This window comes from Pseudomonas knackmussii B13, from assembly GCF_000689415.1.
Lineage (GTDB): Bacteria > Pseudomonadota > Gammaproteobacteria > Pseudomonadales > Pseudomonadaceae > Pseudomonas > Pseudomonas knackmussii.
The window spans coordinates 3,236,657-3,256,686 of the sequence record NZ_HG322950.1; the positions used below are offsets into that span (position 1 = coordinate 3,236,657).

Below are 20,030 nucleotides of genomic sequence, written 5' to 3' on the forward strand. Positions count from 1 at the left end.
ACCATGGCCCAGCCGGGCGGGAAAGGCACTGATACTGCCCGGAACATGGATGCGGACGGGGTCCGTGCAGGGTCTGGCGACGACCGGATGGGTTGAGCTTATGTTCTGTCGGCTCGGACCGCGACCGCATGGGTTTCGTGCCTCAACCCATCCTACGAAGCCGAAGTCAGGCCTTGCCGGGCCGTCTGATTTCGTCGGGCAACGGCCGGGACTGAGGTAACATGCCGCGCCGAAACCTCCGCCCTCCCCGCTGGCTGCCTATGTCCTCGAACGCGCTCTACACCGACCTGTCTTCCTACTACGACCTGATGTGCGCCGACATCGACTACCAGGCGCAGAGCCACAGTGTGCGCCGATTGCACCAGCTGTTCGGCAATTCGGGGCGTCGGCACCTGGACCTCGGCTGTGGAACCGGGCCGCATGTGCGCCATTTCCTCGACTTCGACTGCGGCTACGCCAGCGCCGGGTTGGACATCAACCAGCCGATGCTGGACATCGCCCAGCAGCGTTGCCCCGAGGCGCAGTTCATCTGCCAGGACATGGGCAGTTTCCACGTAGACGAGCCGCTGGACCTGATCACCTGCTTCCTCTACTCGATCCACTACAACGCTGGGCTGGAGCGGCTGCGGGATTGCCTGGCCAGCGTGCATGGCGCACTCGCCGAGGGTGGCGTGTTCTGTTTCAACAGCGTGGACAAGCGGCTGATCGACAACGACTCGTTCGTGCGCCACAGCGTGGAGCACGAAGGCAGCCAGTTCACCTTCGGTTCGGGCTGGTATTACTGCGGCGAGGGCGAGCGGCAGGCGCTGCGTCTGAGCATCGAGAAGACCACGGCCGGCGTGACCCAGAGCTGGCAGGACGAACACGCCATGGTCGCACTGGGCTTCGACGAGATGCAGGCACTGTTGGAGCCGCATTTCGAGGTGCACGTCTTCGAGCACGACTACGAACGAATCACGCCCTGGGGCGGCGCTTCCGGGAATGCCTTGTTCGTCTGCGTGAAGCGCTGAACGCGCGGCCTTGCGCCAGAAACAAAAAAGCCCCGCATTGCAGACTGTGTGAAAACCTAGCCGTCTGAGCACAAGCCAAAGACAATGCCCGTATCGATCGATACGGGCATTGTCTTTTATGGGCTATATCCGCGGTGAAGAGCGTGATCAGGGCAGCTTGTTTCCGGAGTCGCTGGATGAGTTGGTCCCTGAAGAACATCTGGTCCGCGTGATCGAGGCCTATGTGGCGCGACTGGATCTGCAGCGACTTGGCTTCAGCAAGGCGCAGGCGAGCAAGGTTGGACGCCCGGCCGGAGATGATGGCCAAGCGCCGGGCGATCGTCGAACACCCCTCCGGTAACCTGAAACAGTGGGTATTCGGCGCGCGTCGCCTGATTGAGCTGATGGGATGAACCCTCAGAAAAGCAAACGCCCCGAACCAGTCGGGGCGTTTGATTAGCCTTGCTCACAGCGTGTTTTCACACAGTCTGATTGGCGGGGCTTTCTCGTTGCAGGCGCTTAGATCACTTGTACTTGATCAGCTTGCAGGCCTTTCTGGCCGTTGGTGACGCTGAAGGAAACGCGCTGGCCTTCATCCAGGGTTTTGTAGCCGGTGCCTTCGATGGCGCGGAAGTGGACGAATACGTCCGGGCCGCTTTCCGGGGTGATGAAGCCGAAGCCCTTGTCAGCGTTGAACCATTTGACGGTACCGGTTTGGCGAGTTGCCATGATGAATCTCCAATCAATGAAGGAATCAGGCCATGCGACATGCGTGGCGAGACTGTATGCGAAGTGAAGAGGGCCGCAGAGATGGAGAATCGTGAAGACAAATCATCGAACGGTGCCGCTAAACCGCAGGCAGGCCACGAAGCATACAGATTTGGCGCGGAATAGGTAGCGATTTCTCAGGAAACTGCATAAATCTGTCGAATGGTCGGTTTTGCGCGCATTTGCTGCGTATAGTGACCGCTAGCCACCAGCCTGGTGGCTCATCACCTCAGGTGACCCAATGTCCGAGTTCGAGACAAACAAAGCACGTTCGGAGCTGGATAAGAAAATCTCAGCGTTCCTGTCAAAAGGCGGTGAGATCCAGGAGATCCCATCAGGAAGGTATGGCCGCAAGGAGCCGTACAAACGGGCTGAATTCACCCTCGCCAAGCCCAAGAAGCCCGAAGCCTGAGTTTCCCGCGGGTGCCGTAGAAAAAGGCCGTATCTATCGATACGGCCTTTTTTATTCACGTCATTCAGCGCGATCCGGCGATCGCCTTCGACACTAGGGGCCGGGCTGGTAGCGGCTGGCGGCGCGCTGCATCCAGCCTTCGCTGAGCATCTGCCGCAGGGCGGCTTCGATCAGTTGGCGCTCGGAGCCCAACGGGCGCTGGCGGGAGAAGCCGATATAGAGATCGGTGCGGCTGTCGGGCTGGTAGCGGGTCTTGGCGATGCGTTGCGCCAGCTGCGGGTCGCGCAGTTCGTAGTCGACCTGGCAGTCGGTGCCGATCACCAGTTGCAGGCGGCCCAGGGTGAGCATCTGCAACAGCTGGGTTTCGTTGCTCACGCCGAACTTCTTGAGCTTCTTGTCCGAATCGAAGGGCTCGAAGTAGGCAGACTCCAGCACGTAGCCGATGGTGTGGCCGCGCAGGTCTTCGTAGCGGTTGATCTGCCCGGCCACTTCCTTGGTCGCGTACAGGCGCGGCGCGCAGGCGTAGTACGGCTGGGCCAGGTAGTCGATGTAGCGCTCGCGGTCAGGGGTGCGCGCAAGGCCGGTCATCAGGTCCGCCTGGCCGCTCTGCAGTGCGGCCAGGCCGCGCGCCCAGGGCGCGCGATGCACGTCGAAATGCAGGCCGGTGCGGCGTTCGAGCTCGGCCAGCAGGTCCATGTCCAGGCCGGTGATGCGTTCGCCTTCGCCGGCGATGCGGAACGGCGGCCAGTAGTCGGTCATCACCCGCAGCGGCGCACGTTCCGCTGCCACGCCCACACCAGCCAGCGCCAGCAGCAACAGGCCAGCGCCTAGTCGGCTGAAGTACCCGGCACGGGCGATCAGGGGGAAACGGGCGAAGGATCGGCGAAGCATAGGGAGTCCCGAACAATGGCCTGCGCTGCGATTTCGGCGGTTTCTTATAAGGTGGCGCGCCTGTTCGGCGCTTGCGCAGCATCCAAATAGGGCGACCGAAAGAATAGCTTTCCAAAGTGCCATTACGAAACACCCTCGACGCAGTGTTCGCGGCGAAATTTCGCTGGCTCAGTCGCCCCAGTCGGCGCCACGCAGACGCTCACTCAGATAGTCGACCAGCGCACGCACCTTGGCCGCCAGGTGCTTGCGCGAGGGATAGACGGCGTAGATGCCCAGATCGAGCGAGCGATAGTGCGGGAGGATTTCCACCAGGGTGCCGCGGCGCAGGTCCTCGTGCAGCATGAAGCTGGGTTGCAGGATCACCCCGCCGCCGCTCAGTGCAATGGCCCGGCAACTGTCGCCGTTGTTGCAGCGCACGGCGGGGCGGGTCTGCACGCTGACCGGCCCGTCCGGGCCGTCGAAGCGCCACTCGTTGCCGCTGGCGAAGTTGCTGTAGGCCACCACCTGGTGCGCGATGAGGTCCGCCGGGGCGAGGATCGGCGGATGCGCCGCAAGGTACTCCGGCGCCGCGCACAGGCGCAGGCGCGTAGAGGCCAGGCGCCGGCCGATCAGCGACGAGCTTTCCAGGCGGGCGATGCGGACCGCCATGTCGTAGCCCTCGTCCACCAGGTCGACCACGCGGTCGTTGAGCACGATGTCCAGCTCGACCTTCGGGTGCGCCGCCATGAAGCCGGCCCACAGCGGCGCCAGGTGCTGCACGCCGAAGCTCACCGGCACGTTCACCCGCAAGGTGCCGCTGGGCTCCTGGGAACCGGACAACACGCTGCCCTCGGCGACATCGAGCAGCGCCAGGATTTCCCGCGCCTGCTGGTAGAACAGCCGCCCCGCCTCGGTCAGCGAGAGGCGCCGCGTCGTGCGCTGCAGCAGGCGCGCGCCCAGGCGCTCTTCCAGAGCGCCGACATGCCGCGATACCGCCGCCTTGGACATCCCCAGGGCGTCCACCGCCGCGGTGAAGCTGCCTTTGTCGACCACAGTGCAGAACACCTGCATCTCCAGCGCACGATCCATATTTGTCTCACTTTTCGGAACTATGAGTCACACCAAGGCCTGTTTATCCCACACGAAACGCCCAATAGGCTACGTCTCATCGTCAACGAGCCTTGCGAGGCAGACATGAAGATCACCCTCATCGGCACCGGCAACATGGGCAGCGCCTTCGCGCTGCGCCTGTCCCAGGCCGGGCATGACACCCGCCTCACCGGCCGCGACCTGGACAAGGCCCGCGCCCTGGCCGCGCAGTACCCGAACGTCGAGGCCTACCCGGCCGACCAGGCGCTGGGCGACAGCGCCGTGGTGATCGTCGCCACGGCCTATGCCGATGCGCTGCCGGCGCTGCGCAGCCTGGGCGACCTGAGCGGCAAGGTGGTGATCGATATCACCAACCCGCTGACGCCCGACTACATGGGCCTGACCCTCGGCCATAGCACCAGCGCCGCCGAGGAGATCGCCCGCGCGCTGCCGCAGGTGCAGTTGGTCAAGGCCTTCAACACCCTGTTCGCCCAGGTGCTGGCCGACGGCCCGGCCTTCGCCGATGGCCAGCGCGGCAGCGTGTTCGTCGCCAGCGACAGCGAGCGCGCCAAGCAGACCGCCATGGCCCTCGCCGACAGCTTCGGCTTCGACACCGTCGACGCCGGCGGCCTGGTCAACGCTCGCTACCTCGAGCCCCTGGCCGGCCTGAACATCTACCTCGGCTACGGCGCCGGCCTGGGCACCGCCATCGCCCCCGCCTGGCTGCACAAGTGAGCACCCGGACATGAACAACGCCTACCCCGTCCTCTTCGTCTCCCACGGCGCGCCGACCTTTGCCATCGACCCCGGCATTGCCGGTGCGCGCCTAGCCGAGCTGGGTCGCGAATTGCCGCGCCCGACCGCCATCGTGGTGATCTCGCCGCACTGGATGACCCGCGGCGGCGTGCGCATCGGCGCCAGCGCCGCGCCCAAGACCATCCACGACTTCGGCGGCTTCGCCGATGAGCTGTACCGCCTGCAATACCCGGCGGCGGGCAGCCCCGAGCTGGCCGGGCGCATCCAGCAGCTGCTGGCCGATGCCGGCTGGCAAGCCGAGACCGACGCCCAGCGCGGCCTCGACCACGGCGCCTGGGTGCCGCTGCTGCACCTGATGCCGGCCGCCGATGTACCGGTGGTGCAGGTCTCGCTGCCCTGGCCGCTGCTACCGGAAAACGCATTCAAGCTCGGCGAAGCCCTGCGCCCCCTGCGCGAAGCCGGCGTGCTGCTGCTCGCCTCCGGCAGCCTGACCCACAATCTCTACGAATTCCGCGGCCACCACGGTGCCCCGGCGGAGTACGTCACCCGCTTTGCCGCCTGGACCGCCGAAGCGCTGGCCGAGCATGACCTGCCGAGCCTGTTCGACTACCGCCGCCTGGCCCCCGCCGCCGAGCGCGCGCACCCCAGCGACGAGCACCTGATTCCGCTGTTCGTGGCCCTGGGCGCGGCCGGCGAGGACTATCGCCTGCGCATTCTGGAAGGCGGCGTCGCCTACGGCATGCTGGCCATGGACAGTTACCTGTTCAGCAGCGCCGACACCCCGGAGAGCCAAGCCGCATGAACCCGAACGCCAGCTTCGCCACCTTGCAGCAGGAGCCCGAATCCGGCCTGCAGTTCCGCCGCATATCCGTCGTCGGCGAGCCCCGCGCGCGACTACTGCTGCTGCACGGTGTGGGCGGCAACGAGAGCAACCTTGCCGCGCTCGCGCCGCATCTGCCCAAGGGCCTGGAAGTGCTGTTGCTGCGCGCGCCGCTGCAAATCGCCCCACAAGGCTTCGCCTGGTTCCAGGTGAATTTCACCGCCAACGGGCCGGTGATAGATGCCGAGCAGGCCGACGCCAGCCGCGTGCAGTTGCTGCGCTTCATCGAGGCGCTGCCGAAAGTGCCGACGGTGATCGGCGGCTTCAGCCAGGGCGGCATTCTCAGTGCCAGCGTCGGCCTCAGCGCGCCGCAGCTGGTCGCCGGCTTCGCGCTGCTCAGCGGACGCATCCTGCCCGAGCTCGAGGCGCACATCGCCGCGCCCGAGGCGTTGCGTTCGCTGTCCGCGTTCATCGCCCACGGCCACCACGACGACAAGCTGCCGCCGAGCTGGGCCGAGCGCGCCGATGCCTGGCTGCAGCGCCTGCAGGTACGGCACAGCTCGCACCGCTACGACATGGGCCATGAAATCGTCGCCGAAGAAGTCGCCGACCTCGCCGACTGGCTGCGCGCCACCCTGCCCCTCGAATAACCCACCCGGAGAGACCACCATGATCGACAACCGTACTGCTCCCTACGCCGCCCTCGCACTGCGCGTCGCCCTCGGCGTGATGTTCCTGGCCCACGGCCTGACCAAGCTTCTGGTGTTCACCCCGGCCGGCACCGCCGGGTTCTTCCAGTCGGTGGGCTTCCCCGGCTTCCTCGCCTACCCGGTGATCGCCTTCGAGATCCTCGGCGGCGCCATGCTGGTGCTGGGCGTCTATGGCCGCTGGGTCGGCGCCGCGGCGGTGGTGCAACTGCTGGCCGCCTCCAGCGTGCACTTCGGCAACGGCTGGGGCTTCTCCAACCCCAATGGCGGCTGGGAATACCCGGTGTTCCTCGCTGTCGCGGCGCTGGTCGTGGCCCTGCTGGGCGACGGCGCCCTGGCGCTGAAGCCGGCCAAAGCCGACTGAACCTAGCGACGCTTGGTCCGCATGGTCTTGTGCGAGCTCGCCGAGTCGGTGGGTTCGCGCACGTCCGCCGGGCGATAGCCGCGGTCGAAGAAGTTGATCAGGGTGCCCAGCACCACTATGGCGACGACTATGGTCAGGCCGATATCAAACGAGTCCATGGAATCTCCTTGAGGACGATGGCCAGCGCTGGCCACGCGGTGAGCGCAGCCATGACGGTTGGCGGAATGAGCGGGAAACGGCTTCAGCCGGTGGTTCGCGGCGGTCCGTTGGCGAGCAGACGGCGCAAGGCCAGGAGCATCAGCCCGGCCAGCAGGGCCAGGGCGAGCACGAACAGCGGATAGGAAATCCACCAGGGAATGGCGTGGGTCATCATGCTGTATTCGGACATGCCGCCAATGCCGGCGATCAGGTTCAGCGGCAGGAATACCACGTTTATCAAAGTCAACTTGCGCAGCATTTCATTCATGCTGTTGTTCAACAGATTGCCGCGCGCATCCATCAATCCTGCGCAAACCGACGAATAGATTTCCGCCTGCTTGAAACACTGGTTGTTTTCGATCAGCAAATCATCCAGCAAGGCAACTTGCTGCTCGCTCAAGTGCAACTTTTCCGCGTGATTGCGCAAGCGGGTCAATACACTTCCGTTGCTTTGGATGGCATTGAGGTAATACACCAGGCTTTCGCTGAGATTGAACATCTGCAGCAGGTGCTTGTTGTGCATCGACTGGTTGAAACGCTGTTGCAGTTCGCGCGCCACCAACTTGATCACCTTCAGGTGCCCTTGATAGTGGTGGATGTTGTCCAGCAGCACCGCCAGCAACACATCCAGCGGCTGGCGCAGGTCGTGCCGCGCGGCCAGGCCGCCGAGCAGCGAGTCGGAATTGGCGATCAGCAGCAGGCCGCGTGCGTCGAGCAACATGCCGAAGGACGACACCTCGAAGGCGAAGCTGTCGCCGCCGGTGTAGTTCTGCGGGCGCTGCCAGATGACGAACAGCGACGCGCCGTGGAACTCGACGCGCGCCACCTCGTCCGGGTCCAGCGCCGAGGCCAGGGCGTGGCCATCCAGGCCGAAGCGCTCCTGCAGCCAGGCGCGCTCCGCCGCGTCGGGGGCGACGCAGAGCTGGATCGGCGCCTGTTCGTCGGCGCAGGGCAGCAACTTGCCTTCCAACAGCACATGGCGCTGGCGCATCGTCGCGGTCCCCGGCTCAGTTCGCCCGTCCGCGGCGCTTGGCCTCGAGACGGCTGATGAAGGCTTGCAGCACCTGGGCGTAGAGGTCGTCCTGCAGGCAGGCGTCCTCGATGCCGGCGTCCAGGTTCGGATTGTCGTTCACCTCGATCACCACCACCTTGCCGTCGACTTCCTTGAGGTCCACCCCGTAGAGGCCGTCGCCGATCAGGCTGGCCGACTTCACCGCCAGCTCGACCACCTCGCGCGGGGCTTCGTCGATGGGCACGGTGCGGCATTCGCCGATGACTTCCGCCCCCTGCGCGCGGTGATTGACGATCTGCCAGTGGCCCTTGGACATGAAGTACTGGCAGGCGAACACCGGCTTGCGGTCGAGCACGCCGATACGCCAGTCGTAGGGCGTGAAGAGGAATTCCTGGGCCAGCAGCAGGACCGAGTGCTCGAACAGCTCGGCGCTGGCGGCGGCCAGCTGCTGCGGGTTTTCCACCTTGATCACGCCGCGCGAGAAGCAGCCGTCGGGGATCTTCAGCACCAGCGGGAAGCCCAGGCGCTCGCCGACCTTTTCCAGCTCGTGGGGGTTGTCGCGGTACAGGATCTCCGTGGCCGGCATGCTCAGGCCGTGGCTGCGCAGCAGGTCGGTCAGGTAGACCTTGTTGGTGCAGCGCAGGATCGAGGTCGGGTCGTCCATGACGATCAGCCCCTCGTTCTCGGCCTTCTTGGCGAAGCGGTAGGTGTGGTCCTCGACCCGTGTGGTCTCGCGGATCAGCAGCGCGTCGTACTCGGCCAGCCGCGCGTAGTCCTTCTTCTCGATCAGCTCGACGTCGATGCCCATGCCCTTGCCGACGCGGATGAAGTTCTCCAGCGCGCGGGCGTTGGACGGCGGGAGGCGCTCGTCGGGGTTGTGCAGGATGGCCAGGTCGTAGCGCGCCAGGTGCCGCGAGCGCGGCGCGCGCCAGACCTTGCGACTGAAGGCGTCGAGGGCGTTGGCGAACTGGTCTTCCTGGCTCTCGCGCAGCTTGTGCAGCGAGCCGGGGCGAATCCCGGCGATCTGCCAGGTGTCGCCCTTGCGGAATTCCACCAACAGGATCGGGCACGGAAACGCCTCGAACAGCTGCCGGGCGATGTCCTGCAGCGGCTCCAGGTCGGTGCGGCCGAAATACAGGCTGAGGGTGAAGGCTTCGGCGGTGGCGAAGGGGTGCTTGCCCAGGGCCTTCTCCAGCGACCGTTCCAGGTCTTCCAGGGCCAGGCCGTAGAGCGACTTGCGCGCCAGCTCGCTCAAGGTCCGCACCGACGGGATTACCTTGTGCCCGCGTGCCTCGGCCAGCAGCGAGCAGTAATAACCATGGCCGAGGTATTTGAAGTTGCGGCACAAGTTGATGACTTGCACGCGCTTGCTGCTGTCGCAACTGGGCGATTGTTCGAGGTATTCCCGCGCCGTCAGCATGTCTTCGCTGGGCAAATAGGAAGACCAGTCTTCCTTGCGTTCGACAATGATCAGGACCTGGCTTGAACGCCGCTCCGGGTTGTTCACCAGTGGCACTTTATCGAATGCTTCAAGGGGACTTGCGGAGGAACTTTCGCGAAAGTTAGCTTGCAACGAAGACATCTGTCTCGTACCCATCGAGAAGTGACGTGTTGCTATTAATCACTATCGCCGACAAATGTCTTCGATCATTACGCAAGCTTTACGGGAACCCATGGACTTCTTATATCGAATTGCCGATTCGGCCGATCTTCCGGCACTGCTGCAGGTGGAAAACCAGGCCTTCACAGGCGACCGCCTGAGCCAACGCAGTTTCCGCACCCTGCTCCAGCGTCAAAGCGCCCGAGTGGTCGTCGCCGAAGCGGCGGAAGGATTGCTCGGATATGCGCTTGTGCTGTTCCGCCGGAACACACATGTGGCGCGTCTGTACTCCCTGGCGATCACGCCCGGCGCGCGCGGGCTGGGCCTGGGCGCCGGCCTGCTGGAACAAGCTGAACGCTGCGCCCATGACCGCGCTTGCCGCGCCTTGCGCCTGGAAGTGCGGATCGACAACGCCCCCGCCATCGGCCTCTACGAGCGGCGCGGCTACCGGCGCTTCGGCAGCCACACCGGCTACTACGCCGACGGCGCTGACGCCTGGCGCTACGAAAAGGCGCTGTCGGCGTCCTGATTCGGAGCCTGTCAGGAGTGCGCCACCTGCCCTGCGCCAGCGCCCGCATTTGGCGCTGGCGCGAAGCGGTTCAGCACGTGATCGGCCATGCCCCGCGCCAGCTCTTCCTCGCCGAAGAAGATGGTGCCAATGCCCTCCTGGCGCATCAGCTCGGTTTCATCGTCAGTGTGGGTGCGCACCACGATCTCGATATCCGGGTTGAGCGTGCGGGCGATCTCGACCATGTGCCGGGCGCTCATGGCATCCGGCGAGGCCACCACCAGCATCGCGGCGTTGACGATGTGCGCCTGGATCAACACCCCTGGCTCCACCGCATTACCCGATACAGCAGCCAACCCCTGGCTGCGCAGTTGCTCGACCAGCTCGCGGTTCTGCTCGGCAACCACGAAGGGGATGCCCTGTTGCAGCAGGGCCCGCGCGATGCGTCGGCCGACCCGGCCGTAGCCGACCAGCACGACCTGCCCTTCGAGGTACTTGCGGTCGGTGCTCATCGGCAGCTCGGCATAGGGATCGGTGCGCTGCTCCAGGCGCCGGGCCAGCGCCGAGTGCGCCACCGCCCAGCGATTGAGCGGCCCGACGGCGGCGAACAGCAGCGGATTCAGCGCTATCGACAGCAGTGCGCCGCACAGCACCAGGCTCATCCCCTCCTGCGGCAACAGGCCGAGGGCCAGACCCAGTCCAGCGAGGATGAAAGAGAACTCGCCGATCTGCGCCAGGCTCGCCGAGGCCGTCAGCGCGGTGTTCAGCGGATAGCGCAGGCCCAGCACCAGGACCATGGCGGCCAGGCTCTTGCCGAGCATGATGATGGCGACCACGCCAAGCACGCGCAGCGGCTGTTCGAGGAGAATCGCCGGCTCGAAGAGCATGCCCACCGAGACGAAGAACAGCACCGAGAAAGCGTCGCGCAGCGGCAGCGATTCCTGCGCCGCGCGGTGACTGAACTGCGACTCGCGCATCACCATCCCGGCGAAGAACGCACCCAGGGCGAAGGACACGCTGAACAGCTTCGCCGCACCGAAAGCGATGCCGATGGCGGCGGCGATCACCGCCAGGGTGAACAGCTCGCGCGAGCCGGTGCGCGCCACCTGCCAGAGCATCCAGGGCAGCAGGCGGCGTCCGGCGACGAGCATTAGGGCGATGAAGGCGCCGACCTGCAGCAGGGTCTGGCAGATCGTCAGCCACAGAGGCCCGCTCGCCTCCGCCGCAGCGCTGGCGTTGCCACCGAGCACCCCGGCCAGCGCCGGCAGGAGGACCAGCACCAGCACGGTGGCGAGGTCTTCCACCACCAGCCAGCCGACGGCGATTCGACCGTTCATGCTGTCGAGCAGGCCGCGGGTTTCCAGCGCCTTGAGCAGCACCACGGTGCTCGCGCAGGACAGCGACAGGCCGAACACCAGGCCGGCGCCCCAGTTCCAGCCCCACCAATGCGCGACCACTGCGCCCAGCGCGGTGGCCAGGCCCATCTGCACGATGGCGCCGGGCACGGCGATGCGCTTCACCGCGAGCAGGTCCTTGAGCGAGAAATGCAGGCCGACGCCGAACATCAGCAGCATCACGCCAATCTCGGAGAGCTGCGAAGCCAGGTGCACGTCCGCGACGAAGCCCGGCGTGGCCGGGCCGATGATGATCCCCGCGAGCAGGTAGCCGACCAGCGCCGGCACCTTGCAGCGCTCGGCCAGGAAGCCCAGCACCAGCGCGATGGCGAAGCCCGCGGCAAGCGTGCTGATCAGAGAAATACCGTGCTCCATGGTGCGCCTCCCGCGATCCCGAATACGTCTGTGCAACGGGATTTTGTGCCGCGGGAGACCCTGGAGACACGCAAGCTTTTGTTACATCAAGTTCGGAAAGGGCCTACGGCAGCTTCGGCCCCATCCTCTGGACAACCGCTTCAGGCCTTGGCCGCAGCCAGGTAGGCGCCCAGACGCCGGCCCATCTCTTCGCCCAGGGCCTGCAGGCCGCTCATGGGGCGGACCATGACTTCGAACTCGACGATCTTGCCCTGTTCGTCGAAGCGGATCATGTCGATGCCCTTGAGCTGCTTACCGCCGACCTGGGCGCTGAACTCCAGGACCACACTCAGGCCATCGGCGGTGGCCAGTTCGCGGTGGTAGGTGAAGCCCTCGAAGACCTGCAGCACCGTGTTGAGGATCATCGACACCACCGGTGCGCCGGGATACGGCGTATGCGCCATCGGCGAGCGGAACACCGCGTCGGGCGCCAGCAGTTCGGGCAGCTTGCTCAGGTCCTTGCGCTCGACCATCGCGTGCCAGCATTGCAGCGACGCGGCGGCCTGGGGGTGCAGTTGCAGTTCGGACATCGTCGGTTCCTCCGATTCTTGTGATTGCCGCGCCCCTGGCGCGGTGACGGGAACCGACGATACGACCCGCCCCGGCCGCGCTCAATGATCGGAAATGACAGACCTATGATCCTGGCGCACAAGCGCGCGGATCAGTGGTGCGCCGGGGTGACCAGGAAGGTCTGCAGCTCTGGCTCGTCGTCCAGCACTATGTCGCGCACCGGACGCGGCAGCTCGGCGAACACCGCGCGCCAGAACGCCTGGGCGGCTTCGTCCTGGCGATAGAAGCGCACCAGCCAGGCATCGTTGCCGTTGCCCAGCACCTGCAAGGCCACCGCACTGCCGACACCCATGCGGCGGTACTTCTTGAGCACGAACAGGTCGGCCAGCTCCAGCGCGCCCAGGCCGCTCAGGTCGTTGCTCTCGATCAGCAGGAAACCGGCGATGTAGCCATCGACCAGGATCAGGTTGGCGCTCCACTGCGGGTCCTGCCAGTAACGCACCAGGTGCTCCTCGTGGATGTAGAAGCGGCCGTCGGCCTCGACGTCCTCCTGCTCCCAGTCGGACGATTCGTAGGCGTAGTACTGGTAAAGATTGCGGATGATATCGGCCTGCTCCGCACTGGTGCGCAGCAACTCGACGGTGCCGCCGCTCATGGCCGGGGCTCCTCGATGAAGCGCGGGAACGGCAAGCAAAGGGCATTGGGATACATGGCAGTCTCGGTACGAAGAAGGACGGCGAACACCGCCGTTGCAGGTGCCGCCGATTATCGCAGAACAGCGGCGCCTGCGGACCTCCGGATGCGCTCCATCGATGCCCAGGACAGTACCGGTCGGTCACACTCGGCGCTTTCGGCTGGCTCCATTTTTGCTTTAACGTGCGCGCCAATTACCGAAGCCCGTCGTCCCCCAATCATGAAGCTGCATCAACTGCGCGCCCTGCTCGCCATCAGCGAGAACGGCAGCATCCAGGAAGCCTCGCGCCTGCTGGGCATCTCCCAGCCGGCCCTGTCGAAAAGCATCAAGGAGCTGGAAACCGAGCTGGGCGTGTCGCTGCTCGTGCGCTCCAACCGTGGCATCACCATCACCGGCTACGGCGAGCGCCTGGTGCGCAGCGCACGCCTGGCTGTGGAGGAAGTGCAGCGCGCGCAAGTCGAGATCGACACCCTCAAGGGCAACATCGGCGGCCGCGTGGCCATCGGCGTGTCACCGGTCACGCCCAGCCGGCAATTCGCCGACTGCGTGCAGGCGTACCGCAAGCGCCATCCCGAGGTGCAATTGCAGATTGTCGAGCTGCGCCCGGCGAAGCTGCTGGAAGGCGTGCGCGAAGGTCAGCTGGACATGGCGCTGACCTCGCAACCCATGCCTCAGGAACTGGACGGCCTGCACTGGCAACAGCTCTACACCCACGTCACCACCCTGGCGGTACGCAAGGGCCACCCCTTGAGCGGTGCCCGCTCGCTGCACCAACTGCTCGACCAGGAATGGCTGCTCTCCGACCCACTGGAACTGACCCAGGCCCGCGAGCTGTTCCGCGCGCACCAGGTCGAGCCGCCACAACGCATCATCGAGTGCGATTCGGTGGTGCTCTACGTCGAACTGGCCGGCAGCACCGATGCGGTGAGCTTCTGGTCGCGGCGCATGTTCAACCTGCCGGTGGTTTCCGACGCGCTGGTGCCGCTGGAGATCGCCGAGAGCACGCCGCGCTCGGGCATCTCGCTGGTGTCGCGGCCCACCGAACTGCTGACCCGCGAGGCGCGCTCGCTTTTCGACGACCTGGTCGAGGCGTTCAGGGAAGCGCCGCTGTAGTCATCCCGCCTTTCACGCCTTGTCCGCAGCACCCGCCGCGCGGCTGGCCTTGAAGGCTTCGCGGCGGGCGTCGCGCTCGCTGACGTAGGCCGCGCTGGGCTGGCTGATCAGGTCGCCCCGTTTCAGCGGCGCGCCGCAGCTTTCGCACACCGTTCCGAGCCCGGCCGGCTTGCCGCAGGCGCGGTGCAGCATATTTACCGCAACACCCTCCTCCGGCGCCTTGCACCAGTTTTCACCCCAGGCCCGCAGGGCGAGGATCACCGGATAGAAGGCCTCGCCCTTGGGCGTCAGCACGTACTCGTAGCGCAGCGGTCGCTTGCTGTAGGCGTGGCGTTCGATCAGGCCGTCAGCGGCCATGTTCTTCAGGCGCGCGGCGATCATCTGCGGCGTGCCGCCGGTCTGCGCCTGGATCTCGTCGAAGCGCAGGTTGCCCATGAACAGTTCGCGCAGCACCAGCACGGTCCAGCGATCACCCACGAGCTCCTCCGCCCGCGCTATCGGGCAGAGCGTCGGCGCCGTGTTCTTGGTTCCCGACATAAGGTCGTTCCCTTGGCAAAATCTGTTGATATGATTTTCATAGTAACTAAAAACACCCGCCCGTCCACCACCAGCGGACGGCATGCCACCCCGGAGAATGTCCATGTCGAAGCACAGCTATCCCCTCGACCGTACCGCCTACCTGCTGGTCGATCCGTACAACGACTTCCTGTCCGAAGGCGGGCTGATCTATCCGCACATCGAACCCATCGCCAACCAGGTCGGCCTGCTCGACAACCTGCGCGCGCTGGACCGCAGCGTGCGCAGCATCGGCCTGCCGGTGTTCATCGTACCGCACCGCCGCTGGGAAGCCGGCGACTACGAGGACTGGGCGCACCCCTCGCCCACCCAGTGCAAGATCATGCACGGCCACCACTTCGCCCGTGGCGAATGGGGCGGCGAGTGGCACCCCGACTTCGCTCCGCGCGAAGGCGACACCGTGGTGTCCGAGCACTGGGGCTCCAGCGGCTTCGCCAACACTGACCTGGACTTCCGCCTCAAGCAGAAAGGCATCACCCACGTGATCATCGTCGGCTTGCTGGCCAACACCTGCATCGAGTCCACCGCGCGCTACGCCACTGAACTCGGCTACCACGTGACCCTGGTGCGTGACGCCACCGCCGCTTTCAAAGCGGAAATGATGCATGCCGCCCATGAGCTCAACGGCCCGACCTTCGCCCACGCCATCCTCACCACCAGCGAGCTGATCGCAACGCTGGAAGCCCACTGACCACCATCCTTCGTTACCGCGCGCCGCAAGGCGCGCCGGTGCCCGCCATCCGAGGTAAAGCGCAATGCAACTGACCGGCAATCTGTTCATCGGCGCCCATGAGGTCGCCGCCAGCGAAGGGACCCTCCAGGCCCTCGCCCCGGCCACTAACGAACTCATCGAACCGCCTTTCGCCCTTGGCGGAAGCGCGGAGGTCGAACGCGCCGCAACCCTGGCGGACGAGGCGTTCGACAGTTACAGCCACACCAGCCTCGCCGAACGCGCGGCCTTCCTCGAACGCATCGCCGACAACCTCGACGCGGTGCGCCAGCCCCTCGCCGCGCGCGCCGCGCTGGAAACCGGACTGCCCCAGGCGCAGCTGGAAGGCGAAGCGGCAAAGGCTGCCACGCAGTTCCGCCAGTTCGCCGAGGTGGTGCGCCGGGGCCGCTTCCTGCACCTCGCCATCGACCCCGAGCAGCCCGAGCGGCAACCGCGCCCGCGCATGGACCATCGCCTGCAGAAGATGGCGATCGGCCCGGTAGCGATCTTCGGCGCGAGCAACTTCCCGATCGCCTACTCGGTAGCCGGCGGCGACACCGCCTCGGCGCTGGCCGCCGGCGCGCCGGTGATCCTCAAGGCGCACAACGCGCACCCCGGCGCCTCGGAAATCATGGCCCGGGCGATTCGCCAGGCCGTCCGCGACTGCGGCCTGCACGAAGGCGTGTTTTCCATGCTGCGCGGCGGCGGCAATGCCCTGGGCGAAGCACTGGTCGAGCATCCGCTGGTCAAGGCGGTGGCGTTCACCGGTTCGGAGCGCGGCGGCATGGCCCTCTACCGGCGCGCGCAACTGCGCCCGGAGCCGATCCCGGTGTTCTGCGAGATGACCAGCGTGAACCCCACGTTCGTCCTGCCCCATGCAGTGGAAGAACGCGGCGCGTCAATCGGCGACGGCTTCATCGAACGGATGCTGGTGAACGTCGGCCAGGCCTGTCTCAAGCCGGCCATCCTCGTCGCCGTCGAAGGCGACGGGCTCGATGCGCTGCGCCAGGCGATGATCCAGCGGTTACGCACGTCGCCAGCCCGAACCATGCTGACGCCCGGCATTCATGCGGCCTACGGCGAAGGGCTCGATGCGTTGCTAAGTGCAGGCGCGCAACGCATCGCCGAGGGCTCGCCCGCAGAGGCGGCAAACGACGGCGCCGCCGCGCTGCTCGAAGTGGACGGCCGCCGCTTCCTCGCCGAACCGGTGCTTGCCGGCGAAGTCTTCGGCCCGGCGGCGCTGCTGGTGACGGTCAGGGACACCGAGGAAATGCTGGCCGTTGCGCGCTCCCTGCGCGGGCAACTCTCGGCGACCCTGCAGCTGGAGAACGGCGACCTGCCGCTGGCGCGCCGGCTGTTGCCGATCCTCGAAAGACGCACCGGGCGCATCGTGGTCAACGCCTTCTCGCACCCACAGGAAGTGTCTTTCGCCTCCATCCACGGCGGCCCCTTCCCGGCCAGCACCGACAGCCGTTTCACCTCGGTCGGCATGACCGCCATCGAGCGCTTCCTGCGGCCGGTCTGCTACCAGGGCTTTCCCGATGAGCTGCTGCCCGAGGCGCTGCGCGCGGCCAACCCGCTGGGCCTGCCGCGCAGCCTGGACGGCCAGTAAGAGCGAAGCGGCGGCCGGCGCACCCGGTCGCCGCCCGGCTCAGGCGCGGCCTTCGGCGGCCTCGATGAGGTCGAGGAAATCGCGCGCCGTCTCTTCCAGGTAGAGGCCCGCGCGGTAGTCCGGCTTCACCGCGTCCCAGCCGGCGATCACCGCCTGCGGCCGCTCGATGAAGCGGCCGACGAGATGGAAGTCGGCGTCGAGCACAAGCACCACGGGAATGGCGATGCTGTCCAGGCCGAGGCGTTCCTGCAGGTCGTCCTCGGCGCGGCCCTTGGAGATCACGGCCAATTGCAGAAGCGGCTGGCGACGCTGCATCCAGTCCAGCACCGTGACGTTGATCTGGCAGTCCGGGCACCACATCTCGCCGACCACCAGCAGGTGGTAGCGCCCCTGCACGGCGGCCAGTCGCTGCAGGGTTTCGGTGCCCATGGCTGCCGGCTGCCCGAGCTTGTCCCGGATGGTACCCACGGCAGCGATTTCCGCCGGCAGGCCGTGGGCGACGAAGGCGTCGAAGCCTTCACCGATGGCGAAAAGTTCCTGGTAGGAGGCCATGGGGGGTTCCTCGAAAGCGAAAAGAGATGCGGCATCTGCAGGATGCGGATCTTATCCGCGAACGACCACCTGCGGGCATTTCCCGTGAAGGTCCCCTGCCCTCGATATACCCGCACCGATGCATCCGTAGGGCGCATAACCGTTCGCGGTTATGCGCCGCAGCCCGGCACGGAACGGCGGATAACCCCTTCGGGGTTATCCGCCGGCTAGCTCTGATCGCGAGAACCGCAGGATCAACCTCTCGATCAGTACTTCCAGGTCACCGACGCGGTGAAGTTGCGCGGGTCGCCGAAGTTGCTCTGGGCGTAGCGCAGGCTCTGCAGGTACTTCTCGTCGGTCAGGTTGTTCAGGTTGAGCTGGGTGCTCCAGTTCTTGTCGATCTCGTAGGAAGCCATCAGGCCGACCAGTGCGTAGGCGTCCTGGGTGGCTTCCGGCGCGGCGTCGCTGGTGGTCTTGCTCTGCCAGCTCAGGTTGCCGCCGACCTTGACCTTCGGCGCCATCGGCAAGCGATAGGTGAGCGCCGAGTTCAGCTGGTGGCGCGGGATGTACAGGCGCGCACGGTCGTGGTCGGCGTCGGTGATGTAGACGTAGGTGTAGCCGCCGCTCAGTTCCAGCCCCGGGGCGCCTCCGCCCGCGGCCGCCAGCTCGACGCCCTGGCTCTCGAAACTCATGCCTTCGTAGTAGGAGCCGCCGACGCTGGCGTCGTAGCCGGCGTATTCCGCGACGTTGTCCTGCTTGGTATGGAACACCGCCGCCGAGACGTTCAGCTTCTTGTCCAGCAGCAGGCCCTTGATGCCCGCCTCGTAGCTCTTGCCTTCCAGCGGATCGAGCACCTGGGCGTGCGAGTCGAGGTAGTACTGCGGATTGAAGACCTCGGTGTAGCTCGCGTAGAGCGAGTACTCCGGGGTCAGGTCGTAGACCACGCCGTAGTACGGCGTGACCTTGCCGTGGATGCGCACATCGCGCGGCGAGCCGTAGTTGTCGCCGTCGCTGTCGGCGCTGAGCATGCGCGCGCCGGTGATCAGGTGCAGGTCGTCGGTCAGGCTCCAGCGCGCCGCGCTGTAGAGGCTCTTCTGGCGATCGGTGAAGTCGGCGGTGTCGCTGTCGTTGGCGATGTCGTAGGTCGGCCGCGGGATGCTGCCGTGCAGCGCGTCTTCCAGCGAGACCGGCATGTAGTAAAGCGCCGAGCCGTACAGGGAGCGCTCGCTGCCGTTGGAGCGCGCGGCGCTGGCGCCGAGGGTCAGCTCGTGCTCGCGGCCTAGCAGGCTGAACGGGCCGCTCAGGGAGCCGTCGCCGACCAGCTCGCGGTACTTGCCCTTGTACTTCGAGCCCAGGCCGGTGTAGCCGGTCGGCGAGGTCGCGTCGCTGTACATGTAGAACATCTGGGAGTCCTCGCGGTGGTCGACGCCGGTGACGGTCAGCTTCGACTGCCAGTTGTTGGCGAAGTCGTGGGTCCATTCGGCGAACGCGCGTTGCACGTGCACGTCCCAGTAGACCCAGGGCTGCGAGATGTTCGAGTGGGTGCTGCTGTAGTGGATCGGCTTGCCGTTGGCATCCACCAGCGGCAGCGCGCCCCAGCTGGCGCCGTTGGCGTTGGTCTTCTGGTCCTCGAAGCCAAGGGTCAGGACGTCGCTGTCGGAGAGGTCGAAGGCCAGCTCACCGCTGAAGATGTTCTTCTCGCGCGAGTAGCGGTCGAGGTAGGAGTTGCCGTTCTCGTTGGCGTAGATCACCCGGCCACGGACGTTGCCGCTTTCGGTGAGCGGGCCGGAAACGTCGACGTCGACGCGGCGCTTGTCCCAGGAACCGGCGCTGAGCGTGACGGAAGCCTCGGGGGTATAGGTCGGGCGCTTGCGCACGAAGTTGACCGTCGCCGAGGGGTTGCCGGTGCCGCCCATCAGGCCGTTGGCGCCGTGCACGATGTCGATCTGCTGGTAGGGCGCGGTGTCCACGTCGCCGACCAGCAGGCCGTAGGTCAGCGGCATGCCCACGCCGTCGTACTGGAAGGTGTTGATGTCGAAGCCGCGCGCGGTGAAGTAGGTGCGGTCGGTCTCGACCTTCTGCACGTTGACCCCCGGGGTGTTGCTCAGCACGTCCCTGATGCTGTCCATGTGGAAGTCGTCGAGTTGCTCGCGGGTGACACTGGTGACGCCCTGGGGTGTCTCCTTGGCGGTCATGTTCAGGCGCGTGCTGGTGCTGGCAGGTTTTGCCTGGTAGCCCTTGGCCGGGGCTTCCACGGTGTCGGGCGAGGCGCTGACGGTGGCGGTCGGCAACTCCACTGGATTTTCAGCGGCGAGGGCATTGCCCATGGCGCCTGCGGCGACGACCGCAAGCATCTGTGCGGTCAAGGGGGCCAGTTTGAACAT

Annotated in this window: 22 protein-coding genes and 1 pseudogene; 11 read left to right on the forward strand and 12 right to left on the reverse strand. The window is 66.0% G+C overall.

The window, feature by feature from the left end; genetic code table 11:
• Window positions 1–260 precede the first annotated feature (260 nt).
• Window positions 261–1,010 (forward strand): class I SAM-dependent DNA methyltransferase, encoded by a 750-nt coding sequence (locus tag PKB_RS15100; RefSeq protein WP_043252963.1) that lies wholly within the window; start codon window positions 261–263, stop codon window positions 1,008–1,010.
• A 118-nt stretch (window positions 1,011–1,128) separates the two neighbouring features.
• Window positions 1,129–1,308 (forward strand): annotated as a pseudogene (locus PKB_RS29620) (IS5/IS1182 family transposase); the annotation flags it as partial.
• A gap of 200 nt (window positions 1,309–1,508) precedes the next feature.
• On the opposite strand, the gene PKB_RS15105 reads toward PKB_RS29620, so the two are convergent.
• Window positions 1,509–1,718: a cold-shock protein gene (locus PKB_RS15105; protein WP_043252965.1), complete on the reverse strand. Its 210-nt coding sequence runs from the start codon at window positions 1,716–1,718 to the stop codon at window positions 1,509–1,511.
• A gap of 280 nt (window positions 1,719–1,998) precedes the next feature.
• Here PKB_RS15105 and PKB_RS29890 point away from each other — a divergent pair, with 280 nt between their 5' ends.
• Window positions 1,999–2,169, forward strand: coding sequence for a hypothetical protein (locus tag PKB_RS29890; RefSeq protein WP_167333371.1), 171 nt, complete (start codon window positions 1,999–2,001; stop codon window positions 2,167–2,169).
• Between the two features lie 93 nt (window positions 2,170–2,262).
• Here the strand turns inward: PKB_RS29890 and PKB_RS15110 are convergent, their stop codons facing one another.
• Both PKB_RS15110 and PKB_RS15115 read right to left on the reverse strand, forming a co-directional pair.
• Window positions 2,263–3,060, reverse strand: a complete 798-nt coding sequence (locus PKB_RS15110; protein WP_052355298.1) for a substrate-binding periplasmic protein — start codon at window positions 3,058–3,060, stop codon at window positions 2,263–2,265.
• A 168-nt stretch (window positions 3,061–3,228) separates the two neighbouring features.
• Complete coding sequence (locus PKB_RS15115; RefSeq protein ID WP_043252967.1) at window positions 3,229–4,128, reverse strand: LysR family transcriptional regulator; 900 nt, start codon at window positions 4,126–4,128, stop codon at window positions 3,229–3,231.
• Between the two features lie 105 nt (window positions 4,129–4,233).
• Between PKB_RS15115 and PKB_RS15120 the strand changes: the two genes are divergently transcribed.
• Genes PKB_RS15120 through PKB_RS15135 form a run of 4 tightly spaced genes read left to right on the forward strand, consistent with a single transcriptional unit; the run spans window position 4,234 to window position 6,775 of the window.
• Window positions 4,234–4,863 (forward strand): NADPH-dependent F420 reductase, encoded by a 630-nt coding sequence (locus tag PKB_RS15120; RefSeq protein WP_043252968.1) that lies wholly within the window; start codon window positions 4,234–4,236, stop codon window positions 4,861–4,863.
• A 10-nt stretch (window positions 4,864–4,873) separates the two neighbouring features.
• Window positions 4,874–5,686: a DODA-type extradiol aromatic ring-opening family dioxygenase gene (locus PKB_RS15125; protein ID WP_043252969.1), complete on the forward strand. Its 813-nt coding sequence runs from the start codon at window positions 4,874–4,876 to the stop codon at window positions 5,684–5,686.
• Window positions 5,683–6,354 (forward strand): alpha/beta hydrolase, encoded by a 672-nt coding sequence (locus PKB_RS15130; protein ID WP_043252970.1) that lies wholly within the window; start codon window positions 5,683–5,685, stop codon window positions 6,352–6,354. Before PKB_RS15125 ends, PKB_RS15130 begins: the two co-directional genes overlap by 4 nt.
• Before the next feature lie 19 nt (window positions 6,355–6,373).
• Complete coding sequence (locus PKB_RS15135; RefSeq protein WP_043252972.1) at window positions 6,374–6,775, forward strand: DoxX family protein; 402 nt, start codon at window positions 6,374–6,376, stop codon at window positions 6,773–6,775.
• Between the two features lie 2 nt (window positions 6,776–6,777).
• Here the strand turns inward: PKB_RS15135 and PKB_RS29625 are convergent, their stop codons facing one another.
• The 3 genes from PKB_RS29625 to PKB_RS15145 form a co-directional block, all read right to left on the reverse strand.
• A complete protein-coding gene (locus PKB_RS29625) occupies window positions 6,778–6,933 on the reverse strand; it encodes a hypothetical protein (protein ID WP_156958038.1) in 156 nt (51 codons plus the stop codon).
• A gap of 83 nt (window positions 6,934–7,016) precedes the next feature.
• Window positions 7,017–7,964, reverse strand: coding sequence for a magnesium transporter CorA family protein (locus PKB_RS15140; protein ID WP_043252975.1), 948 nt, complete (start codon window positions 7,962–7,964; stop codon window positions 7,017–7,019).
• Window positions 7,965–7,980: 16 nt separating this feature from the next.
• Window positions 7,981–9,567, reverse strand: a complete 1,587-nt coding sequence (locus PKB_RS15145; protein WP_043252977.1) for a RimK family protein — start codon at window positions 9,565–9,567, stop codon at window positions 7,981–7,983.
• Window positions 9,568–9,658: 91 nt separating this feature from the next.
• On the opposite strand from PKB_RS15145, the gene PKB_RS15150 reads away from it, so the two are divergent.
• A complete protein-coding gene (locus PKB_RS15150) occupies window positions 9,659–10,114 on the forward strand; it encodes a GNAT family N-acetyltransferase (protein ID WP_043252979.1) in 456 nt (151 codons plus the stop codon).
• A gap of 11 nt (window positions 10,115–10,125) precedes the next feature.
• On the opposite strand, the gene PKB_RS15155 is transcribed toward PKB_RS15150, so the two are convergent.
• The 3 genes from PKB_RS15155 to PKB_RS15165 all read right to left on the reverse strand — a co-directional run bounded on the left by PKB_RS15155 (window position 10,126) and on the right by PKB_RS15165 (window position 13,066).
• On the reverse strand, window positions 10,126–11,862 hold the full coding sequence (locus PKB_RS15155) for a cation:proton antiporter domain-containing protein (protein WP_043252981.1): 1,737 nt from the start codon (window positions 11,860–11,862) through the stop codon (window positions 10,126–10,128).
• Between the two features lie 140 nt (window positions 11,863–12,002).
• A complete protein-coding gene (locus PKB_RS15160; protein ID WP_043252983.1) occupies window positions 12,003–12,431 on the reverse strand; it encodes a nuclear transport factor 2 family protein in 429 nt (142 codons plus the stop codon).
• Between the two features lie 131 nt (window positions 12,432–12,562).
• Entirely contained in the window at window positions 12,563–13,066 is a 504-nt protein-coding gene (locus PKB_RS15165; protein WP_043252985.1) for a GNAT family N-acetyltransferase, read from the reverse strand.
• A gap of 258 nt (window positions 13,067–13,324) precedes the next feature.
• Between PKB_RS15165 and PKB_RS15170 the strand changes: the two genes are divergently transcribed.
• On the forward strand, window positions 13,325–14,218 hold the full coding sequence (locus PKB_RS15170; RefSeq protein WP_043252987.1) for a LysR substrate-binding domain-containing protein: 894 nt from the start codon (window positions 13,325–13,327) through the stop codon (window positions 14,216–14,218).
• 12 nt (window positions 14,219–14,230) lie between these two features.
• On the opposite strand, the gene PKB_RS15175 is transcribed toward PKB_RS15170, so the two are convergent.
• Window positions 14,231–14,755 carry a winged helix-turn-helix transcriptional regulator gene (locus PKB_RS15175; RefSeq protein ID WP_043252989.1) on the reverse strand — a complete coding sequence of 175 codons (525 nt, stop codon included), beginning with the start codon at window positions 14,753–14,755 and terminating at the stop codon, window positions 14,231–14,233.
• A 103-nt stretch (window positions 14,756–14,858) separates the two neighbouring features.
• Between PKB_RS15175 and PKB_RS15180 the strand changes: the two genes are divergently transcribed.
• Window positions 14,859–15,485: a cysteine hydrolase family protein gene (locus PKB_RS15180; protein ID WP_043252991.1), complete on the forward strand. Its 627-nt coding sequence runs from the start codon at window positions 14,859–14,861 to the stop codon at window positions 15,483–15,485.
• Window positions 15,486–15,549: 64 nt separating this feature from the next.
• The gene (locus PKB_RS15185) at window positions 15,550–17,115 is read left to right on the forward strand and encodes an aldehyde dehydrogenase (NADP(+)) (protein ID WP_043252993.1); all 1,566 of its coding nucleotides are present in this window, start codon (window positions 15,550–15,552) and stop codon (window positions 17,113–17,115) included.
• A gap of 39 nt (window positions 17,116–17,154) precedes the next feature.
• Here PKB_RS15185 and PKB_RS15190 read toward each other — a convergent pair whose 3' ends face one another.
• Window positions 17,155–17,667 carry a thioredoxin family protein gene (locus PKB_RS15190; protein ID WP_043252995.1) on the reverse strand — a complete coding sequence of 171 codons (513 nt, stop codon included), beginning with the start codon at window positions 17,665–17,667 and terminating at the stop codon, window positions 17,155–17,157.
• Window positions 17,668–17,912: 245 nt separating this feature from the next.
• Complete coding sequence (locus PKB_RS15195) at window positions 17,913–20,030, reverse strand: TonB-dependent siderophore receptor (RefSeq protein WP_043252998.1); 2,118 nt, start codon at window positions 20,028–20,030, stop codon at window positions 17,913–17,915.

Excerpts from the sequence above, each read along its gene's own strand:
- PKB_RS15100 (WP_043252963.1), top strand. The coding sequence starts at position 261 with ATGTCCTCGAACGCGCTCTACACCGACCTGTCTTCCTACTACGACCTG.
- PKB_RS15105 (WP_043252965.1), bottom strand. The coding sequence starts at position 1,718 with ATGGCAACTCGCCAAACCGGTACCGTCAAATGGTTCAACGCTGACAAG.
- PKB_RS29890 (WP_167333371.1), top strand. The coding sequence starts at position 1,999 with ATGTCCGAGTTCGAGACAAACAAAGCACGTTCGGAGCTGGATAAGAAA.
- PKB_RS15110 (WP_052355298.1), bottom strand. The coding sequence starts at position 3,060 with ATGCTTCGCCGATCCTTCGCCCGTTTCCCCCTGATCGCCCGTGCCGGG.
- PKB_RS15115 (WP_043252967.1), bottom strand. The coding sequence starts at position 4,128 with ATGGATCGTGCGCTGGAGATGCAGGTGTTCTGCACTGTGGTCGACAAA.
- PKB_RS15120 (WP_043252968.1), top strand. The coding sequence starts at position 4,234 with ATGAAGATCACCCTCATCGGCACCGGCAACATGGGCAGCGCCTTCGCG.
- PKB_RS15125 (WP_043252969.1), top strand. The coding sequence starts at position 4,874 with ATGAACAACGCCTACCCCGTCCTCTTCGTCTCCCACGGCGCGCCGACC.
- PKB_RS15130 (WP_043252970.1), top strand. The coding sequence starts at position 5,683 with ATGAACCCGAACGCCAGCTTCGCCACCTTGCAGCAGGAGCCCGAATCC.
- PKB_RS15135 (WP_043252972.1), top strand. The coding sequence starts at position 6,374 with ATGATCGACAACCGTACTGCTCCCTACGCCGCCCTCGCACTGCGCGTC.
- PKB_RS29625 (WP_156958038.1), bottom strand. The coding sequence starts at position 6,933 with ATGGACTCGTTTGATATCGGCCTGACCATAGTCGTCGCCATAGTGGTG.
- PKB_RS15140 (WP_043252975.1), bottom strand. The coding sequence starts at position 7,964 with ATGCGCCAGCGCCATGTGCTGTTGGAAGGCAAGTTGCTGCCCTGCGCC.
- PKB_RS15145 (WP_043252977.1), bottom strand. The coding sequence starts at position 9,567 with ATGTCTTCGTTGCAAGCTAACTTTCGCGAAAGTTCCTCCGCAAGTCCC.
- PKB_RS15150 (WP_043252979.1), top strand. The coding sequence starts at position 9,659 with ATGGACTTCTTATATCGAATTGCCGATTCGGCCGATCTTCCGGCACTG.
- PKB_RS15155 (WP_043252981.1), bottom strand. The coding sequence starts at position 11,862 with ATGGAGCACGGTATTTCTCTGATCAGCACGCTTGCCGCGGGCTTCGCC.
- PKB_RS15160 (WP_043252983.1), bottom strand. The coding sequence starts at position 12,431 with ATGTCCGAACTGCAACTGCACCCCCAGGCCGCCGCGTCGCTGCAATGC.
- PKB_RS15165 (WP_043252985.1), bottom strand. The coding sequence starts at position 13,066 with ATGAGCGGCGGCACCGTCGAGTTGCTGCGCACCAGTGCGGAGCAGGCC.
- PKB_RS15170 (WP_043252987.1), top strand. The coding sequence starts at position 13,325 with ATGAAGCTGCATCAACTGCGCGCCCTGCTCGCCATCAGCGAGAACGGC.
- PKB_RS15175 (WP_043252989.1), bottom strand. The coding sequence starts at position 14,755 with ATGTCGGGAACCAAGAACACGGCGCCGACGCTCTGCCCGATAGCGCGG.
- PKB_RS15180 (WP_043252991.1), top strand. The coding sequence starts at position 14,859 with ATGTCGAAGCACAGCTATCCCCTCGACCGTACCGCCTACCTGCTGGTC.
- PKB_RS15185 (WP_043252993.1), top strand. The coding sequence starts at position 15,550 with ATGCAACTGACCGGCAATCTGTTCATCGGCGCCCATGAGGTCGCCGCC.
- PKB_RS15190 (WP_043252995.1), bottom strand. The coding sequence starts at position 17,667 with ATGGCCTCCTACCAGGAACTTTTCGCCATCGGTGAAGGCTTCGACGCC.
- PKB_RS15195 (WP_043252998.1), bottom strand. The coding sequence starts at position 20,030 with ATGTTCAAACTGGCCCCCTTGACCGCACAGATGCTTGCGGTCGTCGCC.